We start from the raw sequence: 25,807 nt of genomic DNA on the forward strand, positions 1-25,807 counted from the left end.
CTGTCTGTGATCGTGGTCGCGCTACTGGTGGCCGTGGCGGTGATCGCGCTGCTTTTCGGCGCGCACTGGTACGTATGGCGGAGGCTGGTCCGCGACACGACGCACCCCGGCGCCGCGGCCCGCCGCATCGGCACGGTGGCGGTCTGGGTACTGCCGGTGCTGTCGGTCGGGGCGCTGGTGTCGGGGCGGGCGGGGGCGCCGTTCTGGCTGCAGCAGGTGCTGGCGTGGCCGGGATATCTCTGGCTGGCGGTCCTCCTCTATCTGGTGCTCTGGCTGCTGGTGGGAGAAGCGGTACGGGGGTTGTGGCTGCGACTGGAGAAGCGATCCGTCGCCGCGTCACCGGTACCCGATGCGTCCGAAACGGGCCCGACCGCCACAGCGGCGACCACCGCCACCGCCACTGCCACAACAACGGCAGCGGACAAGGAAACGGCAAGCACCCCCCGCCCCGTCTCGCGCCGACTCTTCGTCTCACGCGTCGTCGGCGGAGCCGCCACGACCGCCGCGCTCGGGACCGTCGGACACGGCACCTACGGCGTTCTCCGGGGGCCCCGGACCAAGCGCGTCACGATTCCCCTCGCCAAGCTCCCGCGCGCCGCCCACGGCTTCCGTATCGCCGTCGTCAGCGATATCCACCTCGGTCCCATCCTCGGCCGGAGCCACACCCAGCGGATCGTCGACTCCATCAACGCCGCCCAGCCCGATGTCGTCGCCGTCGTCGGGGACATGGTCGACGGCAGCGTCGCCGATCTCGGTTCGGCCGCCGAACCCCTCGCCCAGCTCCGGACCCGGCACGGGTCCTTCTTCGTGACCGGGAACCACGAGTACTACTCCGGTGTCGAGGAGTGGATCGACCAGGTCCGCGAGCTGGGTCTGCGCCCCCTGGAGAACGAGCGGGTCGAGATAGCGGGCGGAGATTTCGATCTCGCGGGTGTCAACGACATCGAGGGCGAGGCCACCGGCCAGGGTCCTGATTTCGCCAAGGCCCTCGGGGACCGGGATCCCGCCCGCGCCGCCGTCCTCCTCGCCCACCAGCCCGTCGTCATCCACGACGCCGTCGACCACGGTGTCGATCTCCAGCTCTCCGGCCACACCCACGGCGGCCAGCTCTGGCCCGGCGGCTACCTCGCGGAACTGGCGAACCCCACCGTCGCGGGGGTGGAACGGTACGGAGACACGCAGTTGTACGTCAGCCGGGGCGCCGGCGCCTGGGGCCCTCCCGTACGGGTGGGAGCCTCCTCGGACATCACGATCGTGCAACTAGCCTCCCGACAGGCATAGTCGAAGTAAAAGTTATCTGAGAACGGCTGGATTTCGTCGCCCGAAACGCGTTTCCTGTGGTGAGGTGAAGCCCTCACGTACTGGGGCGGGCGTGAAGGGAAACGGTCATTCATGCAGTCGATCCGTCTGCGCATACTCGTCATCTGCGCGGTAGTTCTCGCCGCGGCTGTCGGCGGCTGGCAACTGCTGCCGTCGAAGGATTCCTCCAAGGGGCCGATCAGCATCGGCACGACCGATGCGGTCACGTCGCTCGATCCGGCCGGCGCGTACGACGTGGGCTCCTGGGCGATGTTCAGCAACATCTATCAGTCGCTGCTCACTTTCAAACCCGGTGGTGTCACGCCGGTGCCCGACGCGGCGCGCGAGTGCGCCTTCGCCGGGATGAACCTCCAGGTCTATACCTGCCGGCTCCGCGACGATCTGACCTTCACCAACGGGCGCAAGATCACTGGCGCCGATGTGAAGTTCTCGTTCGACCGGATGCTCGGCATCAAGGCCGACGTCGGCCCGGCGCCGCTGTTTCCAACGCTCAAGAGCGTCACCGCCGACGGGCAGGAAATCACCTTCCGGCTGAGCGCCCGTGACGCGACCTTCCCGCAGAAGCTCGCCACCGGTGCCGGCGCGATCGTCGACCGTGAGCGCTACCCGGCCGCGAAGCTGCGCGCCGGCAATGAGGTCGACGGCTCGGGCCCGTACGTCCTCAAGGAGTACGAGAGCGGGAAGCGCGCCCGTCTCGAACCCAATCCCTCCTACAAGGGCGCGCTGAACAAGACCGGCAAGCCGATCGAGATCCGGTACTTCAAGGCGGCCGAGGAACTCGCGGCGGAGTGGCAGGCCAAGCGGCTCGACCTCACCCATCGCCAGCTTCCCGCCGCCACGATCGCCGAACTCGACCTCGGCAGCCCGAAGCTCCAGGTGACCGAGGCGCAGAGCGCCGAGTCCCGCCAGCTCGTCTTCAACCTGCGGTCCGGCTCGCCCATGGCGGAGCAGCCCGTACGCGCGGCCATCGCCTCGATCGTGGACCGCGGCGACATCGCGCAGAGCGTCTACCACTCCACCGTGCAGCCGCTCTACTCGATGATCCCCAAGGGGACCCTGGCGCACAGCAATCCCTTCCTCGACGAGTACGCGGAACCCAATGTGCCGCGCGCCCGGAAGCTGCTGGAGGACGCCGACATCGAGACCCCGGTCCGCTTCACCCTCGCCCACCGCGCGGCCAAGGGCGCTGCGGCCGAGGCCGCCAATCTGAAGGGGCAGTTGGAGGCGAGCGGACTGTTCCAGGTGACGGTCGTCGCGAAGGAATGGACGGTGTTCCAGCAGGGGTACGCGAAGGGTGAGTACGACGCCTTCACCCTGAGCTGGCTCCCGGACTTCCCCGACCCCGACAGCTTCACCCAGCCGCTGGTGGGCAAGGACTCCGCCCTCCACAACGGCTACCGGAGCGATACCGTCGACCGGCTGATCGCCCGTACGCAGCAGAAGGACGTCCGCTCCCACGCCAGCCCGGACTTCAAGGCGATCCAGCGGGAGGTCGCCAAGGACGTACCACTGGTGCCGCTCTGGCAGAAGAAGGACTACGTCCTGAGCACCCGGGACATCGGCGGTTCGCAGTACCTGACGGACGGCACCACGATCTGGCGGCTCTGGGAACTGGAGCGGCTCTAGAGTCCGGAGCGGGCGCCGGGCGGGGGAGTCAGCTCTTCTTGCGCCCGGCGACCGTCTGCGCCATGCCCGGCAGCAGGTCGACGAGGAGTTCGTGCACATCGCCGATCAGGGGCCGCAGCACCCGGAAGCGAGCGAGGACGATGCCCCGCGCGATCAGCCGTGCGCCCTGCTTCGCCAGTCGTCTGCTGCGCTCGTGGTCGTCCGAACGGTCGAAGACCCAGTAGAGGACGAGGCCCATCTGCGCGAGCCACAGCAACTCCGGCAGACCGTAGGCCAGTTCGGCCGGGACCTTGGTCTTGGCGCCGGCGAGTGCTTCCCGGTGGACCGTGATGGCCTCGTCCCGGGCCGGCCTGGACTCGGACGAGAAGGGGCTGAGGGGGCTCTCCGGATCGGCCGCGTTCTTGAAGAACTGGGCCGCGAATTCATGGTACGGAGCGGCGATCTCCAGCCAGGCCAGCAGCACACCCGCGAGCCGGGCCTCCAGCGCGGTCTCCCGTTCCAGCACCGGCCGGACCGCGGCCTGGTGGTCGGCGGCGATCCGGTCGTAGAAGCCCTGGACGAGGTGTTCCTTGGAGGAGAAGTAGTAGTACGCGTTCCCGACCGAGACCCCGGCCTCCTGGGCGATGGCCCGCATCGTCGTCTTGTCGTAACCGCGCTCCTGGAACAGCCGGAGGGCGGTCTCCAGGATGAGCGTTCGGGTCTGCTCGCTCTTGGGAGTGCCCTTCGGGTTCTTCGCGTCAGTCACGGTGACCGAGCCTAACCGGTACCCGGATGGCCGGATCACCCGTCGGCGCGGGCCCGGTTCCGGCCACCGGAGCAGCCCGCGGTGCCCCGTCACACCTCTGTCGTCCGGCCGCCCGACCGCCCAGCCGGAAGAGCTGATCCCGGAACCCCCGCGACGGAAAGCGCGGGGGCCGGGACCGCTGTCACATGCTGCTCAGTGAGCGGGCGTAGTTGATCTGGCCCATGACCTGGTGGAAGGCGTGCGGCTGCTGAGCCGGGATCATCGTCGAGTGGTGCTTGCCCCCGCTGGTGACCGAGACCTGGATGAAGCCCGTGGTCTGCCGGTCCTTCATCAGCAGGAAGAGCAGCCCCAGCAGACAGGCGAAGGCGAAGATGACCGCGAGGACGATCGCGTACGTCGGGATCTTCTCCTCGGTACGGGACAGGTCCGTCGCGTTCCAGATCGCGCCCTTGAGGGGCATCGTGCCGGCCGGGGTCACGATCGAGTCGCTCAGTACGGTGATGTCACCGATCGCCACCAGCGGAGCCCCGCCCATGGGCACTGCCATGCCACCCGACTGGGCGTACGCCGGGTCTCCCTGCGGGTAGCCGTACCCCGGGGCGTTCTGCGGGTAGCCGTACGGCTGCGAGGGCCCCCACTGGTACTCCGGTTCGCCGTCCGCCTTGTATGGATTGGGATCGGTCATCGTCGCGCTCCCCGTTCGCCGGCCGTGCCGTCTGTGTCGACACTCTCTGCATACTGCCTCGATCCTGCCAGCTTCGGCCACCCCCGGTGAAGCCGGGGCCCATGGATCGGGCCGGGCGGCCGGACATCTCGGCCGGCGACCGTGCCGGTGAGCCGGGCGGATCCGCACCGCCGACAAGTCCCGCCCGGGGGAGAGCGGTCCGGCCGCCGGAGGTGTCCGTGGCGGATCCCGCCGTACGCGGAAGGGCCCCGCATCCACGACAGGGATGCGAGGCCCTCCTCCGTACGACCGAGCGACCGTCCCGCAGGACGGCGTTCACAGCGTCCACGGCGACGATGCCACAAACGCCAAACGCCAAACGCCAAACGCCAAACGCCAAACGCCAAACGCCAAACGCCAAACGCCAAACGCCCGGCGTGACGACGGGACGATGGGGCGAACGTCAGAAGCGGCGCGTGATCAGCGCCCGCTTCACTTCCTGGATCGCCTTGGTGACCTCGATGCCACGCGGACACGCGTCCGTGCAGTTGAACGTCGTACGGCAGCGCCAGACGCCGTCCTTGTCGTTCAGGATCTCCAACCGCTGCTCCCCGGCCTCGTCACGCGAGTCGAAGATGAAGCGGTGCGCGTTCACGATCGCGGCCGGTCCGAAGTACTGGCCGTCGTTCCAGAACACCGGGCACGACGACGTGCACGCCGCGCAGAGGATGCACTTCGTCGTGTCGTCGAAGCGCTCCCGGTCCTCGGCCGACTGACGGCGCTCGCGGGTGGGCTCGTTCCCCTTGGTGACCAGGAACGGCATCACGTCCCGGTACGCCTGGAAGAACGGCTCCATGTCCACGACCAGGTCCTTCAGGACCGTCAGGCCCTTGATGGCCTCGACCGTGATCGGCTTCTCCGGGTTGAGGTCCTTGATCAGCGTCTTGCAGGCGAGCCTGTTCCGGCCGTTGATCCGCATCGCGTCGGAGCCGCAGATGCCGTGCGCGCACGAGCGACGGAAGGTCAGAGTGCCGTCGACGTCCCACTTGATCTTGTGGAGGCCGTCGAGCACCCGCTCCTTCGGGTCGATCTCGATCGGGAAGTCCTCCCAGACCGCGTGCTCCGACACCTCCGGGTTGAAGCGCCGGATCCGGAAGGTGACCGTGATGTACGGGGAGGCTGCGGACTCCGCCTCGACCTTGTCCAGTACGGGGGTAGCCATCAGTACTTACGCTCCATCGGCTGGTAGCGGGTCTGGACGACCGGCTTGTAGTCGAGTCGGATCGACTCGGAGCCGTCGTCGCCAACCTCGCGGTACGCCATGGTGTGGCGCATGAAGTTGACGTCGTCGCGGTTGGGGTAGTCCTCGCGGTAGTGACCGCCGCGCGACTCCTTGCGGGCCAGCGCCGACACGGCCATGACCTCGGCCAGATCGAGCAGGTTGCCCAGCTCGATGGCCTCCAGCAGATCCGTGTTGAACCGCTTGCCCTTGTCCTGCACCGAAACGTTCCGGTAGCGGGCGCGGAGCTCGCCGATTTTCTCGACCGCGGTCTTGATGGTCTGCTCCGTGCGGAACACCATGACGTTGGCGTCCATGGTCTCCTGCAGCTCGCGGCGGATCTCCGCGACCCGCTCGTTGCCCGTGGAGTCGCGCAGCCGCTCGACCTGGGCCACCACCAGCGACGCCGGGTCCTCCGGAAGGTCGACGTAGTCGTTCTTCGCGGCGTACTCGGCGGCGGCGATGCCGGAGCGGCGGCCGAAGACGTTGATGTCGAGCAGCGAGTTGGTGCCGAGCCGGTTGGCACCGTGCACCGACACACAGGCGACCTCGCCGGCCGCGAACAGACCCGGTACGACGGTGGTGTTGTCCGACAGGACCTCACCCTCGACGTTGGTCGGGATGCCGCCCATCGCGTAGTGCGCGGTCGGCTGGATCGGGATCGGGTCCGTGTAGGGCTCGATACCGAGGTACGTCCGGGCGAACTCGGTGATGTCGGGGAGCTTCGCGTCGAGCTGCTCCGGGGGCAGGTGCGTCAGGTCGAGGTAGACGTGGTCGCCCTCGGGGCCGCAGCCGCGTCCTTCCCGGATCTCGGTGTAGATCGACCGGGACACGACATCGCGGGAGGCCAGGTCCTTCATGACGGGCGCGTACTTCTCCATGAAGCGCTCACCGTCCTTGTTGCGCAGGATGCCGCCCTCACCGCGGGCGCCCTCCGTGAGGAGGATGCCCATGCGCCAGATGCCCGTCGGGTGGAACTGGAAGAACTCCATGTCCTCCAGCGGCAGCCCGCGCCGGTAGCAGGCCGCCTGGCCGTCGCCGGTGAGGGTGTGCGCGTTGGAGGTCACCTTGAAGAACTTGCCGGTGCCACCGGAGGCGTAGATGACGGACTTCGCCTGGAAGACGTGGATCTCGCCGGTCGCCAGCTCGTACGCGACGACACCGGCCGACTTCTTGACCCCGTCGACCTCGGTGATCAGCTGGTCGAGGACGTAGAACTCGTTGAAGAACTCCACACCCTCCTTGACGCAGTTCTGATAGAGCGTCTGGAGGATCATGTGACCGGTGCGGTCGGCGGCGTAGCAGGAGCGGCGGACCGGGGCCTCGCCGTGGTTGCGGGAGTGCCCGCCGAACCGGCGCTGGTCGATGGTGCCGTCCGGGGTCCGGTTGAACGGCAGGCCCATCTTCTCCAGGTCGAGGACGGCGTCGATGGCCTCCTTCGCGAGGATCTCGGCGGCGTCCTGGTCGACCAGGTAGTCGCCGCCCTTGACCGTGTCGAAGGTGTGCCACTCCCAGTTGTCCTCCTCCACGTTGGCGAGCGCCGCGGCCATGCCGCCCTGCGCCGCGCCTGTGTGGGAGCGAGTGGGGTAGAGCTTCGTCAGCACGGCGGTACGGCTGCGCTTGGTGGCTTCGATGGCCGCGCGCATACCCGCGCCACCGGCGCCGACGATGACGGTGTCGTACTTGTGGATCTTCATGTGGTTCGTCAGCCCCGGCTTTAGCGGATGTTCGGGTCGAAGGTGAAGATCACCAGCGTGCCCAGCAGGATGGTGAACACCGTGGCGGTGTACAGCAGGCCCTTCAGCCACAGTCGCGTGTTCGGGCGCTCGGCGTAGTCGTTGATGACGGTACGCAGCCCGTTCCCGCCGTGCAGCATGGCGAGCCAGAGCATCAGCAGATCCCAGACCTGCCAGAACGGGGACGCCCAGCGGCCCGCGACGAACGCGAAGCCGATCTTGGAGACGCCGCCGTCGAGGACGAGCTGGATCAGCAGGTGGCCGATGACCAGGACGACCAGCACCACGCCGGAGAGGCGCATGAAGAGCCAGGCGACCATCTCGAAATTGCCGCGCGTGGAGCGCGGGGTCCTGCTCGTGCGCTTGCGCGGGGCCTCGATGAGCGGGGCCGGATTGTCCACGTCGTAGTGCGGGGTGTCGCCCTCGACGGGACCGATCGCGGAAGAGGTGTCAGCGGACATGTTCGGCGTCAGCTCCCGAAGACTTCGCGTACGGCGTGGCCGAGGACGGGGTACAGCGCGCCCGCCATCAGCACGACCCAGATGCCCACGACGGTCCAGAGCATCTGCTTCTGGTAGCGCGGGCCCTTGGACCAGAAGTCCACGGCGATGACACGGAGACCGTTCAGCGCGTGGAACAGGACGGCGGCGACGAGGCCGTACTCCAACAGAGCGACGATCGGCGTCTTATAGACGGCCACGACCTTGTCGTAGTCCTCGGGGGAGACACGCACGAGTGCGGTGTCCAGGACATGGACGAACAGGAAGAAGAAGATGAGGACGCCGGTGACTCGATGAGCCACCCAGGACCACATTCCTTCCCGGCCGCGGTACAGCGTTCCAGCCGGCACGGAAGATCCCTCCGGGAGCGGGGACTGGGGCCTGCCGGCTCGGGTTGTCGGTCGGCCCGGCCGGGTACGGTCCACCGGCCCTGGCCATCGTAGCGACGACTTGTCGGTTCGTTCGCCCGGGGTCCACTGGTGTGATCAAACAGGCAATCAAACAGCCTCGTACGGGCTATCGGGAAGCCTTCTACCGGCCTGATTCGGGGCGATGATTCCGGCAGGGCGCGCCGCGGCGGATGCGCGATGTTCACCCCTACGGGAGAGTTTCTCCCGAAGAGCGGATCCGGTCGGGGGTGTTTGGTCAGATTTTCTGCCCATCTGGGAGGTATCCGAGTGATACGGCACTCCGGGCGCGCCCCGCGCCCCCGACTGCTCGGTGCGGCGGTCGCCGTGGTCCTGGCCCTGTCGATGACGGTGGGCGGCTGCTCCGACGGTGACCCGGCACGGATGGCCGATTCGGGTGACACGGGCGGCACCGGGCGCACGGAGGCGGGCGCGGGCCGGGCACCGGAGCCCCGCGCCACGACCCCCGCCCCGGCCCGGACCCCGTCACCCACCGGGACGCACCCCCTCTCGAAGACGCCCGCCACCATTCCGTCCGTCCGCACGCACGAACCGGCCAGGGGCCCCGGCTGGCGGCCGGGGGACGGCGGGATCGTCATCGCGGCGGACAGCGAGGCCCTCGCCGACGAGGCCAGACTGCTCGCCGGGGAGCTGAAGCTCGGCTACCGGGGCGCGGTGCCCGCCCGTGCGGGCGACGTCGAGCTGGCCCTCGCGCCTTCGCAGCCGGGCGGCCCGGAGTCGTACACCGTCACCACCAGCGGCGACCGGGTGCGGATAGCCGGGCCCGACGAGGCCGGGGTCTTCTACGGCACCCGCACCCTGAAGCAGGCGGTCCGCTCCGGCGGCGCCATGCCGGAGGGCGTCGTCCGGGACCGTCCGGACCGGCCGCAGCGCGGGCTGATGATCGATATCGCACGGAAGTCGTTCACCGCGGCCTGGATCGAGGACCGGGTCCGCGCGATGGCCGACCTCAAGCTCAACCAGCTCGGTCTGCACTTCTCCGACGACCAGGGATTCCGCATCCAGTCGGACACCCACCCCGAGATCGTCTCCCGGGAGCATCTGACGAAGGCCGAGGTGCGCCGGATACTCACCCTCGCCACCTCCCTGCACATCACGGTCATCCCCGAGATCGACTCCCCGGGACACCTCGGCGCGGTGCTCGCTGCCTACCCCGATCTCCAACTGAAGGACGTCACGGGCCGGACCGTGCGCGGCGCCATCGACATCGGGCAGCCGGCTTCGGCGAAGCTCCTGGACGAGCTGCTGACGGAGTTCGCGGGACTCTTCGAGGGCCGGTTCTGGAATCTCGGCGGCGACGAATACCAGGCGCTGACCAGGAAGGACCCGGAGGCGTCCTTTCCGGGGCTCGCGGCTCTCGCCCGGCAGGAGTACGGGCCCGAGGGGCGGGTGCAGGATCTCGCGACGGCCTGGGTGAACGATCGCGCGGCGGTGCTCCGGCCGCAGGACCGCACGCTGGCGGCGTGGAACGACGGGTTCTTCCGCGGCGGTCAGGTGAGCGTGGACAAGGACATCCAGGTCGAGTACTGGACCGGCAAGGAGATCGGGGCCCGGCCTCCGGAGGAGTATCTGGCCGAGGGGCGGCCGGTGGTGAACCTCAACGACGAATACCTCTACTACGTGCTCGGCGAGCCCAATGACTTCACCTATCCGACCGGGCGCCGGATCTACGAGCAGTGGACTCCGCTGGTGCTGCGCGGTACCCGGCCGGTGCCGGCGCGGTACGCGAAGCAGATCCTCGGTGGCCGGTTCGCGATCTGGTGCGATCTGGCCAATGCGCAGACCCCGGCGCAGATCGCCCAGGGCATTGCGATGCCGCTGGCGGCGACGGCCCAGAAGGTATGGGATCCGCGCCCCCCGGCCAGGAGCTGGAGCGATTTCCGGACCCTGGCGCAGCGGCTGGAGTGAGGGCCGTGGCCCGGTTTCGGGCGCGGGGGCGCGGTGTGAGTCCGCTCGGGGGTGCGCGGGCTCACACCGCTGATTCCCGGACATCTCCAGGCGGAAGGGCCGGTTGAGCGGCCCGTCCACCGAGTTTCCAGGTGACCAAAATGTAACAGAAGTATGGTGCAAATGTGTGAGGTTGGCGCTCGATTGAGGGATTGCGCCCAGGGGCCCGCACAACCACTCAGCTCCGCACAACCGTGGCGACCAGACCGCTCAAGGAGGTACTTTGCGCCAAGCGGCCCGAGTCCCGTGCCGAGGCGCCTCCCTTCCACACCCCTGGAAGAAGCCGGAATTTCCGGTTCATCGGCACAGCGGGAATGAGCCACGGGACGCGGCTATGCACGGTTCCGCCCAGTAGAAGGCCCTGTGCGGAGGACCGTGCCCGGGAGAGGTGCGTCCGCGATGGGAGGCGTCGGTGACGTCGAGGTGCCTGAGGGAACTGATCGCACAGGCGGATGAGCGAGGGCTGGCCGGCAGCGGGCTCGCCTGTCTGGAGCGCTGTCTGCCACCGCTCGAATCCGGCGCCGGCCCACTGCGCCCCCTGTGGACGGGGCTCGCGGCGGGTGCGGACGGTTGGGCCGACCGGCTCGCCACCGCCCGGGAGGCGATGGCGGACACGACCGACGACGACGAGGCCACCGCTCTCGTACGGCAGATGCTGGCCGCCGCGCCGGCCACCTGGACGGTGGCCCCCCTGCGGGAGTGGGCCGACGACTGCTCCGTGGCCGCCCTCGAACTCCACCACCGCTTCGACAGGGGACCCGGCGACGGGGAACCCGAAGCGGCCGATGTCGTCGAGGTCCTCAAGAACTGCCGCGAGGGGGCGCCCACCGATGCCGGGCCCCTGCTCACGGGCGAGCTGCGACGACAGGTGCGGGTGCTGGAGATCCTCGCCGACGGCACCGGCGGGGCCGGGCTGCGCCAGGTGCTGGGGATCTCGACCGAGGGACAGCGGGTGCTGCGGGCGGTCGTGTCGCGGCGGGCCCGCGTCCGTCGCTGACACCACCGGCGGCAGTGCTGGCGCGGGTGCCGTGTGGGCGGCCGGGCAGTGCTGGCGCGGTGCCGTGTGGGTGATCGGGCGGGGGTGAACCGGTGCCGTGTGGGCGATCGGGCTGGGGGTGAACCAGTGGCGCGACCCGGAGGTTTGCCGGGCGGTGTCCGGTGGCAGACGCAAGGACGACCGGAGCCGCCACCCCCCACAGGAGAGACCCCGGTCGCCATTGGCCGGGGTCGCGTGCGCCCCCGTACTCCACTCAGCGCCGGACGGGCGATTTCTGTCACACAAGCACCGGGTCGGCCTATTGTTGCAAGTTGTACAAGCCATGGACGTGGCCCCGGTGGAGGTCGTAGCGTGCTGACTCGCGTACGGGGGCGTGAGCGGTGGTGACCAGCTGCGAATCGGAACAGGTTGAGGAAGTGCTGGGGGACGACGCGGAGCTGACCGCCGCGGTGCTCGCGGCTCAGGGCGGGGACGAATGCGCTTTCCGCACTGTGTACCGCGCGGTGCACCCGCGGCTTCTCGGCTATGTACGGACTCTCGTCGGCGAACCGGACGCCGAGGACGTGGCGTCCGAGGCATGGCTCCAGATCGCCCGCGATCTGGACCGGTTCAGCGGGGACGCCGACCGGTTCCGGGGCTGGGCCGCGCGAATAGCCCGTAACCGGGCCCTCGACCACATACGGACGCGCGGCCGCCGCCCCGCCGTCGGCGGCGACGAGACCGAACTCACCGGCAGGCCCGCCGAGTCCGATACGGCCGGCGAGGCGATGGAGGCCCTCTCCACCGACAGCACCATGGCGTTGATCGCGCGGCTTCCCAGGGACCAGGCCGAGGCGGTGATGTTGCGGGTGGTGGTCGGCCTCGACGCGAAGAGCGCGGCCCGGACGCTGGGCAAACGGCCCGGAGCCGTGCGCACGGCCGCCCACCGTGGACTGAAACGGCTGGCCGAGCTGTTGGGCGCCGACGATCTGCCCCACGATCCGGTGCGTGATCCGATACGTGACCAGGGACCCGATCCGGTGCGTGATCCGGGGCTCGATCCGATACGTGACCAGGGACCCGATCCAGTGCGTGATCAGGGACTCGATCCGGCGTACGGGGAGGGACACGGGCAGCCGGAATACGCGGCTCCGGTCCAGACCGCGTACGGTGCGGACGGCGCCGCGGCGGACGATCCGCGTACGGGCGCCGGGCCCGCTGATCCCGGTGTTGACCTGAATGGCCTGCCTCCGCAGCGCGTGCCACGGACGGGTGCTACGGCACCTGCCGGTGTGACGCATACACGGCTGCGGACGCAGAAGGACATGTGATGGCCGACGAGCGGTACGACTGGCTTGACAAGGAGACGGCGGAACGGCTGTTGCGCGGTGAACCGGTCGAAGCCCCGGACGGGCACGCCCGCGTCCAGGTCGCACGACTCCAGGAGTTCCTGCGGGACGCGGGGTCGCCGGCGCTCCGCTCCGACGCCGGTGAGCTGCCCGGTGAGGCGGCGGCGACGGCCGCTTTCCGCGAGGCCAGGGCGGGGCGCGCGGCGGCGGGCACCGGGGCGCCTGACAGGGGCCGGCCCGCCCCCAGCCTCTCCGCTCAGGATGCGACTCCGACTTCGACTCCGGCTCCGACTGTGACTCCGGCTCAGGCCGTGGCTCCGGTCTCCGGGACCGTCGGTCCCGCCGAGGTGTCGATGGCCTCCGGCACCGCAGGCGCGCAGGTACCGGCACCGGCTGTCCCGGTCCCAGGCGGCGCCCCGGCGGTCGGGGGCGACGACCTCGGGATCGTGCGACTGGTTCCGACGGCACGCCGCTCGGCCCGTACCCGCCTGGGCGGCCCGATGCGGTTCGCCGTCGTCGCCGCCGTGGCCGGTCTCGCCTTCGGCGGTGTCGCGGTGGCGGCGACCACCGGTCTGCTCCCCTCGCCCTTCGGCGACAGCCCGCCCGCGGCCACGGTCTCGGCGGCGGACACGCCCCGGCTGCTGAACGAGACCCCCACTGGTGGGGCGGGGACCGGACCCCCGGTGACCCGGTCCCCCCGAGCGGACCCCTCGGCCGGTGGGTCCACCGGGCACCGCCCTGGCCCGGGAACCGCGCCGGGCGTCGTGCCCGGGGTGCCGGAGGACGGCGGACACCGGAACCGGGACGGAAACGCCCGGTCGAAGGCCGAGCGGAAGGCGGAGCTGCACCGCAGGCTCTCCGACGCGTGCCGGGCGCACCGGGCCGGAACCGTCGATCCGGTGTGGGCGAGGAAATTGGTGAAGGCGGCCAAGGGCGCAAGGCGGGTCGAGTGGTTCTGCGACAAGCTGCTCGGCGGCCGACCTCACCTCCATGGCACGCACCCCGGAAGCGGCGGGCCCGCCGCGGGGGGCGGCGCGGGGAACAAGACCGGAAACAAGACGGGGAAACCGACGGGGAACAAGGGGCATTCGGGTGACGCGGCCGGTCACGGTGACGGCCCCGGCAACAAGAACCTGGACGGGCCCAAGCAACCCAAGAACCCTGGCGAGGCCGACCCGGAGACGAAGCACGAGCCCAAGAACAGGCCCACGAGCGAGTCCAAGCCCAGGAGTGAACCCGGTGGCCCATGCGCATGGGGCGAATCGGGCGAAGAGGTCACCACGGGTGGGATGCGTCCAGCCAAGGGTGAGGCGCATTCATCAGATAAAAGAAGTGAAGGCGGCGCGTCGGCGGCGTGGAGCCCCACCGTCGACCGGGGCCAGGCCCACCGCGACGATAGCCGTGAAGCCGCTCTCCTGAGCCTGTGACCAGCGGTTCCATCGAACCGAACCGATGGGTGTGACACTTCCACGCCTCCCGGCGCAGTACAGAGTGAGCCGACTGGTCATCGGCTGCGCCAGAAGCCGGGGTTCCCCCCGTACCTACGGCTCGGCGCGTATGGCGCGGGCGGGACACGTTCCCCCGGTCCCGCCCGCGCCTCTTTCTCCACCGCCTCGACCGCCCGCGCGGGCGCGGTCACCAGTGGATGACGACCTTGTCGCCGTCCCGTACCTCGGAGAAGAGCGCGGCGACCGCCTTCCGGTCCCGGACATTGACACATCCGTGCGAGGCGCCGTTGTAACCGCTGGCGGCGAAGTCCGACGAGTAGTGCACCGCCTGACCGCCGCTGAAGAACATCGCGTACGGCATGGGGGTGTCGTACAGCGACGAGACATGGTCCTTCGACTTCAGGAAGACGCTGAAGACGCCCTCCCGGGTCGGGGTGTACTCGGAGCCGAACCGTACGTCCATGGACGCGCGGACCGTGCCGTTGACCACCCAGGACAGTGTGCGGCTGGTCTTGCTGACGCACATCACCCGGCCCGTCGTACAGCGCGGGTCGAGCTTGGGCTGCGGCTTGTCGGCCGGCTTGCCGGTCAGCTCGGCCTCGGTCGGCCGGGTCGTCATACCGAGCAGCCGCTGCCAGGTCACAGTGTCCGTGTCACCGGTGACCGGCAGACCGCGCCGGCCCTGGAAACCCTCGACGGCGGCGGCCGTGAGCCGCCCGTACACACCGGTCGGAGCGGTGTGGAACCAGCCGATCTGGGCGAGCCTGGCCTGGAGACGGCGGACCTTCACACCCTGGGAGCCCCTGGCGAGCAGTACTTCGGGGGGCGCCGCGCTCGGCGTGGGCGTCGGCTCGGCGGTCTTCTCGCGCGTCCGTTCCGGAGTCGCATCCGGCGATGCCTGGCGGGTCGGTTCGACGGTCGGGGTCGGCCGGGGCGCGGGCGGCGACGACCGGGCCACCGGCGGCGAACCGCCCGGCTTGCCGTCAGCCCCGCTGGACGGCAGGTCGGCGGCCTGGGCCGTGCAGCCGGTGACCACGGCAAGCACGGCAGCGGCGGCGAGCGCTCCCCGCGCCGGCCTACGCCGCGTCGGACCGGTGGCCGGTCCGGGGCCCGATTCCCGTATGGCGGCGATATGGCGGCGCATCCTCATCCCCCTGTGATTCCGTCTCCCCTTCAGAGAGAGGGAACCCCGCGCGGCCCGGTTGCGCAATCCCGCACGATGCTCCGCGCCATGAGGAGGAAGCCACCAACTGCGCGTCGGCGCAGGCCGATACGGGCACCCGGGCGCCGACGGACACGTCCCGATCCCGCCGCACCCGGCCCGCCCCGGTATCCCGTCGGCCTGTCCGGCCCCACCAGCGGTGCGGTCCACCCTGAAATTCTCGGCCGAGTGTCGTACCCGTGTGCGAGACTCCGATCCATGCTGGGTGTTACCGATCTACCGACCTATCTGGCGGGCCTTGTCCTGATCATCCTGCTGCCGGGTCCGAATTCGCTGTATGTGCTCTCGGTCGCCGCGCGACGCGGAGTGCGCGTGGGATACACGGCCGCCGCCGGTGTGTGGTGCGGGGATGCCGTGCTGATGGTGCTGTCGGCGGCGGGCGTCGCCTCGCTGCTCCAGGCCAATGCGCTGCTCTTCGGGATCGTGAAGTTCGCCGGTGCGGGCTATCTGACCTGGCTGGCGATAGGGATGCTGCGCGCGGCCTGGTCGATGTGGCGCGAGCGGCGTGAGCAGTCGGCCGTCGCGGCGGACTCCACCGTGCCGGAGAAGCCGGAGAAGATCGAGCGGCCGTTCCGCAGGGCCCTGGTGATCAGCCTGCTCAACCCGAAGGCGATCCTGTTCTTCATCGCCTTCTTCGTTCAGTTCGTGGATCCCGCCTACGCCCACCCCGCGCTGTCCTTCTTGGTGCTCGGGTCGCTCGCGCAGGCCGCCAGCGTCCTCTACCTGACGCTGCTGATATTCACCGGCACCCATCTGGCCGCCGCATTCCGCCGCCGCAAGCGGCTCTCGGCGGGGGTGACCTCGGCGGCGGGCGCGCTCTTCCTCGGCTTCGCGGTGAAGCTCTCCCTGACCAGCACCTCCTGAGGCGGGTGCGGCACACATCCGCGGGCACCTGCCCGGGGCACATCCGGCAGCCCCACCCCACGGCCCCCGTGCGCAGTGCCTCAAGGCGGAGTCCGACAGGTTGAGGTACCGTCGAAATGAAGCGTGAGCTTACCCAGAGACGTCCGCATTCATGCCCTGAGAGGGCCACTTTTCCTTCGTCTATCGGGCTGAACTTTTGTTGATCAGTGGTCAGTTGACCCCCTCCGGGGCCTACCCTTCACCAGGTGAACCAACTGATGTCCCGTGAGTCCGAAGCCGATCTGCCCGGCAGCGTCGAACTGCCCGGCACACTGTCCACCGCGCTGCGTGCCGAGCTGATCGCCTTCCGGCGCGATCTCCATATGCACCCCGAGCTGGGCAACCAGGAGTTCCGTACGACCGCCGCCATCAAGGCGCGACTGGAGCAGGCCGGCCTGGAGCCGCGCGTACTCTCCGGCGGCACCGGGCTCAGTTGTGACATCGGCACCTGGGACGGGACGCGGCCGTTCCTCGCGTTCCGCGCGGACATCGACGCACTCCCCATCCCCGACACCAAGACCGGCGTCCCCTACCGTTCCACCGTCCCCAATCGGGCCCACGCCTGCGGGCACGACGTGCACACCACCACGGTCCTCGGCGCCGGACTCGTGCTGGCCGAGCTGGACCGACGGGGACTGCTGCCGCAGCCGGTGCGGTTGATCTTCCAGCCCGCCGAGGAGGTGCTCCCCGGTGGCGCTGCCGACGCCATCGAGTCCGGAGTCCTGGACGGCGTCGGCCGGATCATCGCGGTGCACTGCGACCCCCGGGTGGACGCGGGCGTCATCGGGCTGCGGTCCGGGCCCATCACCTCCGCCTGCGACCGGCTCGAAGTCACCCTCGACGGCCCCGGGGGACACACCGCCCGCCCCCATCTGACCACCGACCTGGTCACCGCCGTGGCGAAGGTCGTCACCGAGGTCCCGGCGCTGTTGGCCCGTCGCGTCGACGCCCGGTCGGGGCTCGCCGTCACCTGGGGCCGGATCGACGCGGGCCACGCCTGCAATGTCATCCCGCAGCACGCCGAACTCTCCGGCACCGTGCGCTGCCTGGACCTGCCGGGCTGGCGGGCCGCCCCCGACCTGGTGCACGCGGCCATCGACGAGATCGCCAACCTGCACCGTGCCAAGTCGGAGATCAACTACGTCCGGGGGGTGCCCCCGGTGGTCAACGATCCGGTGATCACGGAGCTGCTGCGCGAGGCGCAGATCGCCCGGCGCGGTGAGTCCGCCGTCGAGGACACCGAACAGAGCCTGGGTGGTGAGGACTTCTCCTGGTATCTGGAGCACGTGCCGGGCGCGATGGCGCGGCTCGGGGTGCGTACGCCGGGTGAGGCGACCAAGCACGATCTGCACCGGGGCGACTTCGACGCCGATGAGCGGGCGATCGAGGTCGGGGTGGAACTGTTCACGGCCGCCGCCCTGATCGACGCCGGCCGCGCCGCCTGACGGTCGGGGCGTGTAAGGGGCGGGTCACGGGGTGCGCGGGGCCACGGTGCACCGTCGGGTTCACCGCCGCGCCCCCCGACCGTCCCGTACCGGCCCCGTACCCGATCCCCGGCAGCCCCGCTTGCCCCATCAGCCCCAGCCCCACCCCACCCCACCGGACCCGAGCCGGACCCGAGCCGGACCCGGGCCGCCCCTCAGTCCCGCACCCGTCCCACCCCGGCCAGGGGGCAGCGCGCGCCCGTGCCCGTACCCCGTCCCGTATCCGACGTCAGGCGCACATCCGCGTGTCGTGGCAGCTCAGAGCCGTGTGCGCCGCACTACGCTAGGTGGTTCCCATGGCCTGTTCGCGACGATCCGATAACGACTCATGAACAGGTCTTTAACTGACATCTACGCGCGTTACGATCGCGGCAAAACCAGCGCCGGAAGAGGCGCTTTCGGTCAGTCTCGAAGGGACTCCTCCTCTTGCGCCGGGTATCCAAGATCACTGCCGCGTGTATCGCGACCGCGGCCCTCTCTTTCACCGCCACCGCGTGCGGTGAATCGTCCACCGAGTCGTCCACTTCGGAGGACGGCAAGCTGAAGATCGGCATGGCGTACGACGTCGGCGGTCGTGGCGACAACTCGTTCAACGACTCGGCCGCCCGTGGTCTCGACAAGGCCAAGGCCGACCTGGGCGCCGAGACCAAGGAGCTGACCGCCAAGCACGGCGAGACGCCCGCGGACCGCGAGGCCCGTCTCTCCTCGCTCGCCGAGGGCGGGTTCAACCCCGTCGTCGCCGTCGGCTTCGCCTACAAGGACGCGATCGACAAGGTCGCGGCCAAGTACCCCAAGACCAGCTTCGGCCTGGTCGACTCGGTCTCCGAGGCGAAGAACGTCGACAGCATCGTCTTCACCGAGGAGCAGGGCTCCTACCTCGCCGGTGTCGCCGCCGCGCTGAAGTCCAAGGACGGCAAGATCGGCTTCATCGGCGGAGTGGACCTTCCGCTGATCAAGAAGTTCGCCGCGGGCTTCCAGCAGGGCGTCAAGGAGACCAACCCCAAGGCCAGCGTGCAGATCCAGTACCTGACCACGGGTACGGACCTCTCCGGCTTCGGCAGCCCCGACAAGGGCAAGCAGGCCGCCCAGGGAATGCTCGACAAGGGCATCGACATCATCTACACGGCCGCGGGCGGCTCCGGCGCCGGCGCCATCGAGGCCGTCGCCGCCAAGAAGGGCTCCTGGTCGATCGGTGTCGACTCGGACCAGGCGAAGGACCCGGCGCTCTCCAAGTACGCGAGCTCGATCATGACCTCGGTCGTCAAGAACGTCGACACCGGCGTCTTCGAGCTGGCCAAGTCCGTCAAGGACGGCAAGCCGCTGACCGGCACGCACACCTACTCGCTCGCCGAGGACGGTGTCAGCCTCACCACCACGGGTGACCACCTCAAGGACATCCAGGGCAAGCTGGACGCCGCGAAGAAGAAGATCATCGACGGCCAGATCAAGGTCAAGACCACGACCTGATCGGGACGTTGATCGGGGCCCGGTGAGAGCGGCCTGCGCCGCTCATCCGGGCCCCGACCCACGTACGGCACGGACCCCGGTCTCCCCGGGGTCCGGACCGCCGTCCCGCTCCACGGCTCGACCCTCGACCACCCTCGACCCGGTATCCGGCCCCTGGCCGGCACGGTCCGGGGGAGGGGCGCGAGACCCCGGTCCGACCGGAACCACCGGTCAGCCGGTACGAGCCCCTGATCCACCCCGGTACGAGCTACGGGAAGATCCCTGGTGCGAGCTACCGGAACACCCCCGGTGCGAGCACCGGAGACCTCCGGTACGAGTCGCCGAAACACCCCCGGTACGCGTACCAGAGCACCTCCCGGTGCGCGTATCGACCCCCGGAGTGAGCACCGAAACACCCCCGGTGCGAGCCTCGATTCGGTTATCGCGCGAGCCGGATCCGCCCCCCGCGTCCGGCTCTTCAACGATTTGGCCGCGCTACGCGCGTAGTTTTCCGGCTACACGGTAGTTTTCGCCACCACCGCCTCCGCTCCCTGCCCTGGAGAGTGCGCCATCAAAGCGTCCAGCAGTCCCCATGCCGTAGAGCTGCGCGGCATCACCAAACGGTTCCCCGGCGTCGTGGCCAATCACGACATCGACATCACCGTGGCCCGCGGCACCGTGCACGCCCTCGTCGGCGAGAACGGCGCCGGCAAGTCCACCCTGATGAAGATCCTTTACGGTATGCAGAAGCCGGACGAGGGCACCATCGCGGTCGACGGCGAGCAGGTCTCGTTCCACAACCCCGGTGATGCCATCACCCGCGGAATCGGCATGGTGCACCAGCACTTCATGCTCGCCGATTACCTCACCGTCCTGGAGAACGTCGTCCTCGGCTCCGAGAAGCTGTACGGGATCGGGGACCGGGCCCGCGCCAAGATCCAGGAGATCTCGGACACCTACGGCCTCAACGTCCGCCCCGACGTCCATGTGGAGGACCTCGGTGTCGCCGACCGCCAGCGGGTGGAGATCCTCAAGGTCCTCTACCGGGGTGCCCGCACCCTGATCCTGGACGAGCCGACCGCCGTCCTCGTCCCGCAGGAGGTCGACGCCCTCTTCAACAACCTGCGGGAGCTGAAGGCCGAGGGCCTGACCGTCATCTTCATCTCGCACAAGCTCGGCGAGGTGCTCTCGGTCGCGGACGAGATCACGGTCATCCGGCGCGGTACGACGGTCGGTACCGCCGACCCGGCGTCCACCACCCCCAAGCAGCTCGCCGAGCTGATGGTGGGCAGTGAACTCCCCTCGCCCGAGACCCGTGAGTCCACCGTGACCGATGTGCCGATGCTGACGGTCGAGGACGTGCGGCTGACCGCCACCGACCCCGACGGCGTCGTCCGCGCGGTGCTCGACGGCATCGACTTCACCATCCACAAGGGCGAGGTCCTCGGCATCGCCGGTGTGGAGGGCAACGGCCAGTCGGAACTGGTCGAGGCGATCATGGGTATGCGCACCCTGGACACCGGCCGGCTCACGCTCGACACCGAGGACATCTCGCACCGGCCGACGCGCAAGCGCCGCGAGGACGGGATGGCGGTCATCCCCGAGGACCGCCACCGCCACGGACTGCTGCTGGAAGCCCCCCTGTGGGAGAACCGCATCCTCGGCCATGTCACCGAGAAGCCCAACAGCAAGGGCGTCTTCCTCGATCTGAAGGCGGCCCGCGCCGACACCGAGCGGATCGTGCGCGAGTACGACGTCCGCACCCCCGGTATCGACGTCACCGCGGCCTCCCTCTCCGGCGGCAACCAGCAGAAGCTGATCGTCGGCCGGGAGATGAGCCACGCCCCCAAGCTGCTGATCGCCGCCCACCCGACCCGTGGTGTGGACGTCGGCGCGCAGGTCCAGATCTGGGACCAGATCCGGGCCGCCCGCCGGGAGGGCCTGGCGGTACTGCTGATCTCCGCGGACCTGGACGAGCTGATCGGGCTCTCCGACACCCTGCGGGTGATGTACCGCGGCCGGCTCGTGGCGGACGCCGACCCCGCCAACGTCACTCCGGAGGAACTGGGCTCGGCCATGACCGGCGCGGCCAGCGGCCATCTCGAAGCGGACACCCCCGGTGACACTCCCGGCGACGGGAAGCCCGAAGCGGGCACCTCCGGCGATACTCCCGGCGACGGGGAAGAGGACCGATGAAGAAGTTCGACAAGGAGCGGGTGCTCCTGGGGCTCGCGGCCCCTCTGCTCGCGATCGTGGTCGCGTTCCTGGTCACGGCGCTGGTACTGGCGGCCACCGGCAAGGAGCCGTTCAACGCCTTCAGCATTATGTTCGACTACGGCTCCAAGGCGGACAGCCAGGTCTACATCCTGAACAAGGCCACCACCTATTATCTGGCGGGTCTCGCGGTGGCCGTCGGCTTCCGGATGAACCTGTTCAACATCGGTGTCGACGGCCAGTACCGGCTCGCCGCCTTCTTCGCCGCCGCGCTCGGCGGTGCGCTGACCCTGCCGGGACCGATCCAGATCCCGCTGATCATCCTCTGCGCGATGCTCGTCGGTGCGATGTGGGCCGGTATCGCCGGTCTCCTCAAGGTCACCCGGGGTGTCAGCGAGGTCGTCTCCACGATCATGCTGAACGCCATCGCCACCGCGATCATCGGCTACCTGCTCCAGTCCGGCCGCCTCGGCCACCTGGACACGGCGGGTACGAAGATCTCGACCAAGCCGATCCCGGAGTCCTCGCGCTTCTTCGAGTTCCCGACCACCCCGACCCCCGTCTGGGGCTTCATCGTGGTCGCGATCATCGCCGGTATCGCCTACTGGTTCACCCTCTCCCGTACCCGCTTCGGCTTCGACCTGCGGACGGTGGGCCAGTCCGGCTCCGCCGCCCAGGCCAGCGGCGTCAATGTGAAGCGGATGATCGTCACCTCGATGCTGATCTCCGGCGCCATGGCCGGCCTGGTCGGGATGCCGACGCTGCTGAATGACTCGTACGAATACAGCGGCGACTTCCCCGTCGGCATCGGCTTCACCGGTATCGCCATCGCCCTCCTCGGCCGCAACCACCCGGTGGGCATCGCGCTCGGCGCGATCCTCTGGGCCTTCCTGGAGCGCGGCAGCGGTCAGCTCGAATTCAAGGGCTACGACAAGGAGATCGTCGGCGTCATCCAGGGCGTCATCGTCCTCTGCGTCGTCATCGCCTACGAAGTGGTGCGCCGCTACGGCCTCAAACGTCAGCAGCGGCAGGTCGGCGCGAAACTCGCCGCCCAGGCCCGTAACTCCGACAAGCAGGAGGTGTCGGCGTGAGCGCCACGGCGACTTCCACCCCGCCGCCCGCGGCCCCCAAGGTGAGCGGCGGCAAAAGGGGCCGTACCCGGCTCTCCTTCCCGGTCATCCTGCTGATCATCGCGGGCGTTCTGCTCGCCCTGTCCGCGGTCCGCGCCATCACCGGCGCGCAGGACGTCACCTCCTCCGGCCAGATCAGCGCCGCCCTCTCGATGGCGGTGCCGATCGGTCTCGCCGGTCTCGGCGGACTGTGGGCCGAGCGCGCGGGCGTGGTCAACATCGGCCTTGAGGGCATGATGATCCTCGGCACCTTCTTCGGCGCCTGGGCGGGCTGGCAGACGGATCCCTGGATCGGTGTGGCCGCCGGTGTCCTCGGCGGTATGTTCGGCGGTCTGCTGCACGCGGTGGCCACCGTGACCTTCGGTGTCGACCACATCATCTCCGGCATCGCGATCAACATCCTGGCGCTCGGTGTCACCACCTACCTCGCCAAGCTCTGGTTCAACAGCGAGGAGGCGCTGAAGGCGGGTGGCAGCCCGAAGCAGTCGCCGCCGTCCGACGACATCACCTCGGTCACGGTGCCCGGGATCTCCGACGGGTTGAACTGGATCGAGGACCACCACTGGTTCTTCGTCTCGGACCTCGCGGGTGTCCTGGGCGGTCTGGTCACCAATGTGTCGCTGCTGACGATCGTGGCCGTGCTGCTCTTCGTGATGACGTTCGTGGTGCTGTGGAAGACCTCGTTCGGCCTCCGGCTCCGCTCCTGTGGCGAGAACCCGATCGCCGCCGAGTCGCTGGGCGTCAACGTCTACAAGTACAAGTACATCGCCGTGATCGTCTCCGGCGGTATGGCGGGTCTGGGCGGCGCGTTCCTCTCGCTGGTCACCTCGCACATCTACAACGAGGGCCAGACGGGCGGCCGTGGTTACATCGGCCTCGCCGCGATGATCTTCGGTAACTGGCGGCCCGGCGGTCTCGCCATGGGTGCCGGACTCTTCGGCTTCGCCGACGCGCTCCAGCTCCGCAACGGCGGCCAGTCCGTCCACGCCCTCCTGCTGCTGCTGGTGGTCGTGCTCATCGGGCTCGCGGTGTGGAAGTACTACCGCAAGAACCTGGTCCCGGCCGTGATCAGCGCGGTCATCGCCGCCGTCGTGCTGTTCTGGTACCTGAACACGGACACCGTGCCGACCGAGTTCGTGACCGCCACCCCGTACGTGGTGACCCTGCTCGTCCTCTCGCTCTCCGCGCAACGACTACGCATGCCGAAGGCGGACGGTATGCGATATCGCAAGGGCCAGGGCAAATGACGGATGCGCCGTTCGACTGGGAGGGCCTGCGGGAGCTGGCGCGCGAGGCGATGAGCCACGCGTACGCCCCGTACTCGGACTTCCCGGTCGGCGTGGCGGCGCTGGTGGATGACGGTCGCACGGTCACCGGCTGCAATGTGGAGAACGCCTCCTACGGGCTCTCCCTCTGCGCGGAGTGCGGGCTCGTCTCCCAGCTCCAGGCCACCGGTGGCGGCCGGCTGACCCACTTCACCTGTGTGGACGGCCGGGGCGAGAGCCTGGTCCCGTGCGGTCGCTGCCGTCAGTTGCTGTACGAGTTCGGGGGGCCCGAGCTGCTTCTCGACACTCCCGGGGGGATCGTGTCGCTGGCGGAGATGCTGCCGCAGGCGTTCGGGCCCAAGCATCTGGCGTAGTCCCTGGCGGCCCCTTCGCGTGCGCGGAGGGGCCGCACCCTTACCCTCGTCTCTATGCGCGTAGAGCGCTGGGAGTCACGCACCACCTCTGGAGGAATTGCCATGGACGTCATCTCCGTCATCCGCACCAAGCGGGACCGGGGTGAGCTGAGCCCGGAGCAGATCGACTGGGTCATCGACGCCTACACCCGTGGTGAAGTCGCCGACGAGCAGATGTCGGCGCTGGCCATGGCGATCCTCCTCAACGGCATGAACCGCACGGAGATCGCCCGCTGGACCGCCGCGATGATCGCCTCCGGCGAGCGGATGAACTTCGACGCGCTCTCCCGGCCCACCGCCGACAAGCACTCCACCGGCGGTGTCGGCGACAAGATCACGCTGCCGCTCGCCCCGCTGGTCGCCGCCTGCGGCGCCGCCGTACCGCAGCTCTCCGGCCGCGGTCTCGGCCACACCGGCGGCACCCTCGACAAGCTGGAGTCCATCCCCGGCTGGCGCGCGCTGCTCTCCAACGAGGAGATGCTGCACGTCCTGGACACCACCGGTGCGGTGATCTGCGCGGCGGGTGACGGGCTCGCCCCCGCCGACAAGAAGCTCTACGCGCTGCGCGATGTCACCGGCACCGTCGAGGCCATCCCGCTCATCGCCTCCTCGATCATGTCGAAGAAGATCGCCGAGGGCACGGGCTCGCTGGTCCTGGACGTCAAGGTCGGCTCCGGCGCCTTCATGAAGACCATCGAGGACGCCCGCGAGCTGGCCTCCACCATGGTCGCGCTGGGCACCGACAGCGGGGTACGGACGGTCGCCCTGCTCACCGACATGGCCACCCCGCTCGGCCGCACCGCGGGCAATGCCCTGGAGGTCCGTGAGTCCGTCGAGGTGCTGGCCGGCGGCGGCCCCTCCGACGTCGTCGAGCTGACCCTCGCCCTCGCGCGCGAGATGCTCGACGCGGCCGGTCTGAAGGACGCCGACCCGGCCAAGGCCCTCGTCGACGGCTCCGCCATGGACGTCTGGCGCCGGATGATCTCGGCGCAGGGCGGCGACCCGGACGCCACCCTGCCCACCGCCCGCGAGCGGCATATCGTCACCGCCCCGGCCTCGGGCGTCCTGACCCGTCTCGACGCCTACGCGGTCGGCGTGGCCGCCTGGCGCCTCGGCGCGGGCCGCGCGCGCAAGGAGGACCCGGTCCAGGCGGGCGCGGGCGTCGAACTGCACGCCAAGCCCGGCGAGACGGTGACCGAGGGCCAGCCGCTGCTGACCCTGCACACGGACACCCCGGAGAAGTTCTCCTACGCGCTGTCGTCGCTGGAGTCGGCGTACGACATTGCCCCGGCCGGTACGGACTTCACCGCGAACCCGATCGTGCTGGGCCGCATCGCCTGACGGACGCCCCCGGCCTCCCGCACCCGGGCCGGCGCACCCGGTGGTCCCCCCACCCGGTCGCCGGCCCGTCGGCGTCCCGCCCGGGCCTGGGTGCGTCCCTCGGCCCGGGGCCCCGTACGCGGCGTCCGGTCCGCGCCCGCGCCCCGGGTGCGTCCCTAGGCCCGCGCTCGGGTCCGGCCCGGGTGCGACCCCCGGCCCGGGGCCCGTACTGCCCCGCAGCCGAGCGGGGCCGTCGATGCCCCACCGCCGGGAAACCCGTGCGCGCTCCCACCACCGGGGAGCCCGCCCACGCCGGCGCGGCAGCCGGGCGGGGGCCGTACTCCCGCTCCGCGGCCGGGGGCCCCGTCGACGCGCCACCGCCCGAAACCCGT

Annotated in this window: 21 protein-coding genes; 14 read left to right on the plus strand and 7 right to left on the minus strand. The window is 69.7% G+C overall.

The genetic code is table 11. From position 1 onward, the window contains the following. Nucleotides 1-6: 6 nt before the first annotated feature. Together ACH4S7_RS08650 and ACH4S7_RS08655 are read left to right on the plus strand one after the other, a co-directional pair. Nucleotides 7-1,281: a metallophosphoesterase gene (locus tag ACH4S7_RS08650; RefSeq protein WP_398520365.1), complete on the plus strand. Its 1,275-nt coding sequence runs from the start codon at nucleotides 7-9 to the stop codon at nucleotides 1,279-1,281. A 111-nt stretch (nucleotides 1,282-1,392) separates the two neighbouring features. Then, nucleotides 1,393-2,946 carry an ABC transporter substrate-binding protein gene (locus ACH4S7_RS08655; protein WP_398520366.1) on the plus strand — a complete coding sequence of 518 codons (1,554 nt, stop codon included), beginning with the start codon at nucleotides 1,393-1,395 and terminating at the stop codon, nucleotides 2,944-2,946. Nucleotides 2,947-2,974: 28 nt separating this feature from the next. Here ACH4S7_RS08655 and ACH4S7_RS08660 read toward each other — a convergent pair whose 3' ends face one another. From ACH4S7_RS08660 to sdhC, 6 genes are all read right to left on the minus strand, one after another. After that, a complete protein-coding gene (locus tag ACH4S7_RS08660; RefSeq protein WP_398520367.1) occupies nucleotides 2,975-3,691 on the minus strand; it encodes a TetR family transcriptional regulator in 717 nt (238 codons plus the stop codon). A 181-nt stretch (nucleotides 3,692-3,872) separates the two neighbouring features. After that, a complete protein-coding gene (locus tag ACH4S7_RS08665; RefSeq protein WP_398520368.1) occupies nucleotides 3,873-4,376 on the minus strand; it encodes a hypothetical protein in 504 nt (167 codons plus the stop codon). A gap of 442 nt (nucleotides 4,377-4,818) precedes the next feature. Continuing rightward, nucleotides 4,819-5,577, minus strand: a complete 759-nt coding sequence (locus ACH4S7_RS08670) for a succinate dehydrogenase iron-sulfur subunit (protein WP_398520369.1) — start codon at nucleotides 5,575-5,577, stop codon at nucleotides 4,819-4,821. After that, nucleotides 5,577-7,331 (minus strand): succinate dehydrogenase flavoprotein subunit, encoded by a 1,755-nt coding sequence (sdhA, locus tag ACH4S7_RS08675; protein WP_398520370.1) that lies wholly within the window; start codon nucleotides 7,329-7,331, stop codon nucleotides 5,577-5,579. Before sdhA ends, ACH4S7_RS08670 begins: the two co-directional genes overlap by 1 nt. 20 nt (nucleotides 7,332-7,351) lie before the next feature. Continuing rightward, nucleotides 7,352-7,831: a succinate dehydrogenase hydrophobic membrane anchor subunit gene (locus ACH4S7_RS08680; protein WP_398520371.1), complete on the minus strand. Its 480-nt coding sequence runs from the start codon at nucleotides 7,829-7,831 to the stop codon at nucleotides 7,352-7,354. Between the two features lie 8 nt (nucleotides 7,832-7,839). Then, a complete protein-coding gene (gene sdhC, locus ACH4S7_RS08685) occupies nucleotides 7,840-8,220 on the minus strand; it encodes a succinate dehydrogenase, cytochrome b556 subunit (RefSeq protein WP_398520372.1) in 381 nt (126 codons plus the stop codon). Nucleotides 8,221-8,622: 402 nt separating this feature from the next. Here sdhC and ACH4S7_RS08690 point away from each other — a divergent pair, with 402 nt between their 5' ends. The 4 genes from ACH4S7_RS08690 to ACH4S7_RS08705 all read left to right on the plus strand — a co-directional run bounded on the left by ACH4S7_RS08690 (nucleotide 8,623) and on the right by ACH4S7_RS08705 (nucleotide 13,997). Next, on the plus strand, nucleotides 8,623-10,206 hold the full coding sequence (locus tag ACH4S7_RS08690; protein ID WP_398520711.1) for a glycoside hydrolase family 20 protein: 1,584 nt from the start codon (nucleotides 8,623-8,625) through the stop codon (nucleotides 10,204-10,206). Between the two features lie 451 nt (nucleotides 10,207-10,657). After that, nucleotides 10,658-11,242: a hypothetical protein gene (locus ACH4S7_RS08695; protein WP_398520373.1), complete on the plus strand. Its 585-nt coding sequence runs from the start codon at nucleotides 10,658-10,660 to the stop codon at nucleotides 11,240-11,242. Between the two features lie 416 nt (nucleotides 11,243-11,658). Next, nucleotides 11,659-12,552 carry an RNA polymerase sigma factor gene (locus ACH4S7_RS08700; protein ID WP_398520712.1) on the plus strand — a complete coding sequence of 298 codons (894 nt, stop codon included), beginning with the start codon at nucleotides 11,659-11,661 and terminating at the stop codon, nucleotides 12,550-12,552. Then, entirely contained in the window at nucleotides 12,552-13,997 is a 1,446-nt protein-coding gene (locus tag ACH4S7_RS08705; RefSeq protein ID WP_398520374.1) for a hypothetical protein, read from the plus strand. The genes ACH4S7_RS08700 and ACH4S7_RS08705 overlap by 1 nt, the downstream gene beginning before the upstream one ends. 208 nt (nucleotides 13,998-14,205) lie before the next feature. On the opposite strand, the gene ACH4S7_RS08710 is transcribed toward ACH4S7_RS08705, so the two are convergent. Beyond that, nucleotides 14,206-15,162, minus strand: a complete 957-nt coding sequence (locus ACH4S7_RS08710; RefSeq protein WP_398520375.1) for a L,D-transpeptidase family protein — start codon at nucleotides 15,160-15,162, stop codon at nucleotides 14,206-14,208. A 276-nt stretch (nucleotides 15,163-15,438) separates the two neighbouring features. Here ACH4S7_RS08710 and leuE point away from each other — a divergent pair, with 276 nt between their 5' ends. The 8 genes from leuE (at nucleotide 15,439) to ACH4S7_RS08750 (ending at nucleotide 25,436) form a co-directional block, all read left to right on the plus strand. Further along, the gene (leuE, locus tag ACH4S7_RS08715) at nucleotides 15,439-16,104 is read left to right on the plus strand and encodes a leucine efflux protein LeuE (protein ID WP_398520376.1); all 666 of its coding nucleotides are present in this window, start codon (nucleotides 15,439-15,441) and stop codon (nucleotides 16,102-16,104) included. A gap of 257 nt (nucleotides 16,105-16,361) precedes the next feature. Next, entirely contained in the window at nucleotides 16,362-17,588 is a 1,227-nt protein-coding gene (locus tag ACH4S7_RS08720) for a M20 family metallopeptidase (RefSeq protein ID WP_398520713.1), read from the plus strand. Nucleotides 17,589-18,053: 465 nt separating this feature from the next. Then, nucleotides 18,054-19,094, plus strand: coding sequence for a BMP family protein (locus ACH4S7_RS08725; protein WP_398520377.1), 1,041 nt, complete (start codon nucleotides 18,054-18,056; stop codon nucleotides 19,092-19,094). 549 nt (nucleotides 19,095-19,643) lie between these two features. Further along, nucleotides 19,644-21,269 carry an ABC transporter ATP-binding protein gene (locus ACH4S7_RS08730; RefSeq protein ID WP_398520714.1) on the plus strand — a complete coding sequence of 542 codons (1,626 nt, stop codon included), beginning with the start codon at nucleotides 19,644-19,646 and terminating at the stop codon, nucleotides 21,267-21,269. Next, complete coding sequence (locus ACH4S7_RS08735) at nucleotides 21,266-22,378, plus strand: ABC transporter permease (protein WP_398520378.1); 1,113 nt, start codon at nucleotides 21,266-21,268, stop codon at nucleotides 22,376-22,378. The genes ACH4S7_RS08730 and ACH4S7_RS08735 overlap by 4 nt, the downstream gene beginning before the upstream one ends. After that, entirely contained in the window at nucleotides 22,375-23,664 is a 1,290-nt protein-coding gene (locus ACH4S7_RS08740) for an ABC transporter permease (protein ID WP_398520379.1), read from the plus strand. Before ACH4S7_RS08735 ends, ACH4S7_RS08740 begins: the two co-directional genes overlap by 4 nt. Continuing rightward, nucleotides 23,661-24,056: a cytidine deaminase gene (locus tag ACH4S7_RS08745; protein WP_398520380.1), complete on the plus strand. Its 396-nt coding sequence runs from the start codon at nucleotides 23,661-23,663 to the stop codon at nucleotides 24,054-24,056. Before ACH4S7_RS08740 ends, ACH4S7_RS08745 begins: the two co-directional genes overlap by 4 nt. A gap of 102 nt (nucleotides 24,057-24,158) precedes the next feature. Then, entirely contained in the window at nucleotides 24,159-25,436 is a 1,278-nt protein-coding gene (locus ACH4S7_RS08750) for a thymidine phosphorylase (RefSeq protein ID WP_398520381.1), read from the plus strand. Nucleotides 25,437-25,807 lie beyond the last annotated feature (371 nt).

Source organism: Streptomyces sp. NPDC020965 (assembly GCF_044333555.1).
In the GTDB taxonomy this organism is placed as follows: Bacteria; Actinomycetota; Actinomycetes; order Streptomycetales; family Streptomycetaceae; genus Streptomyces.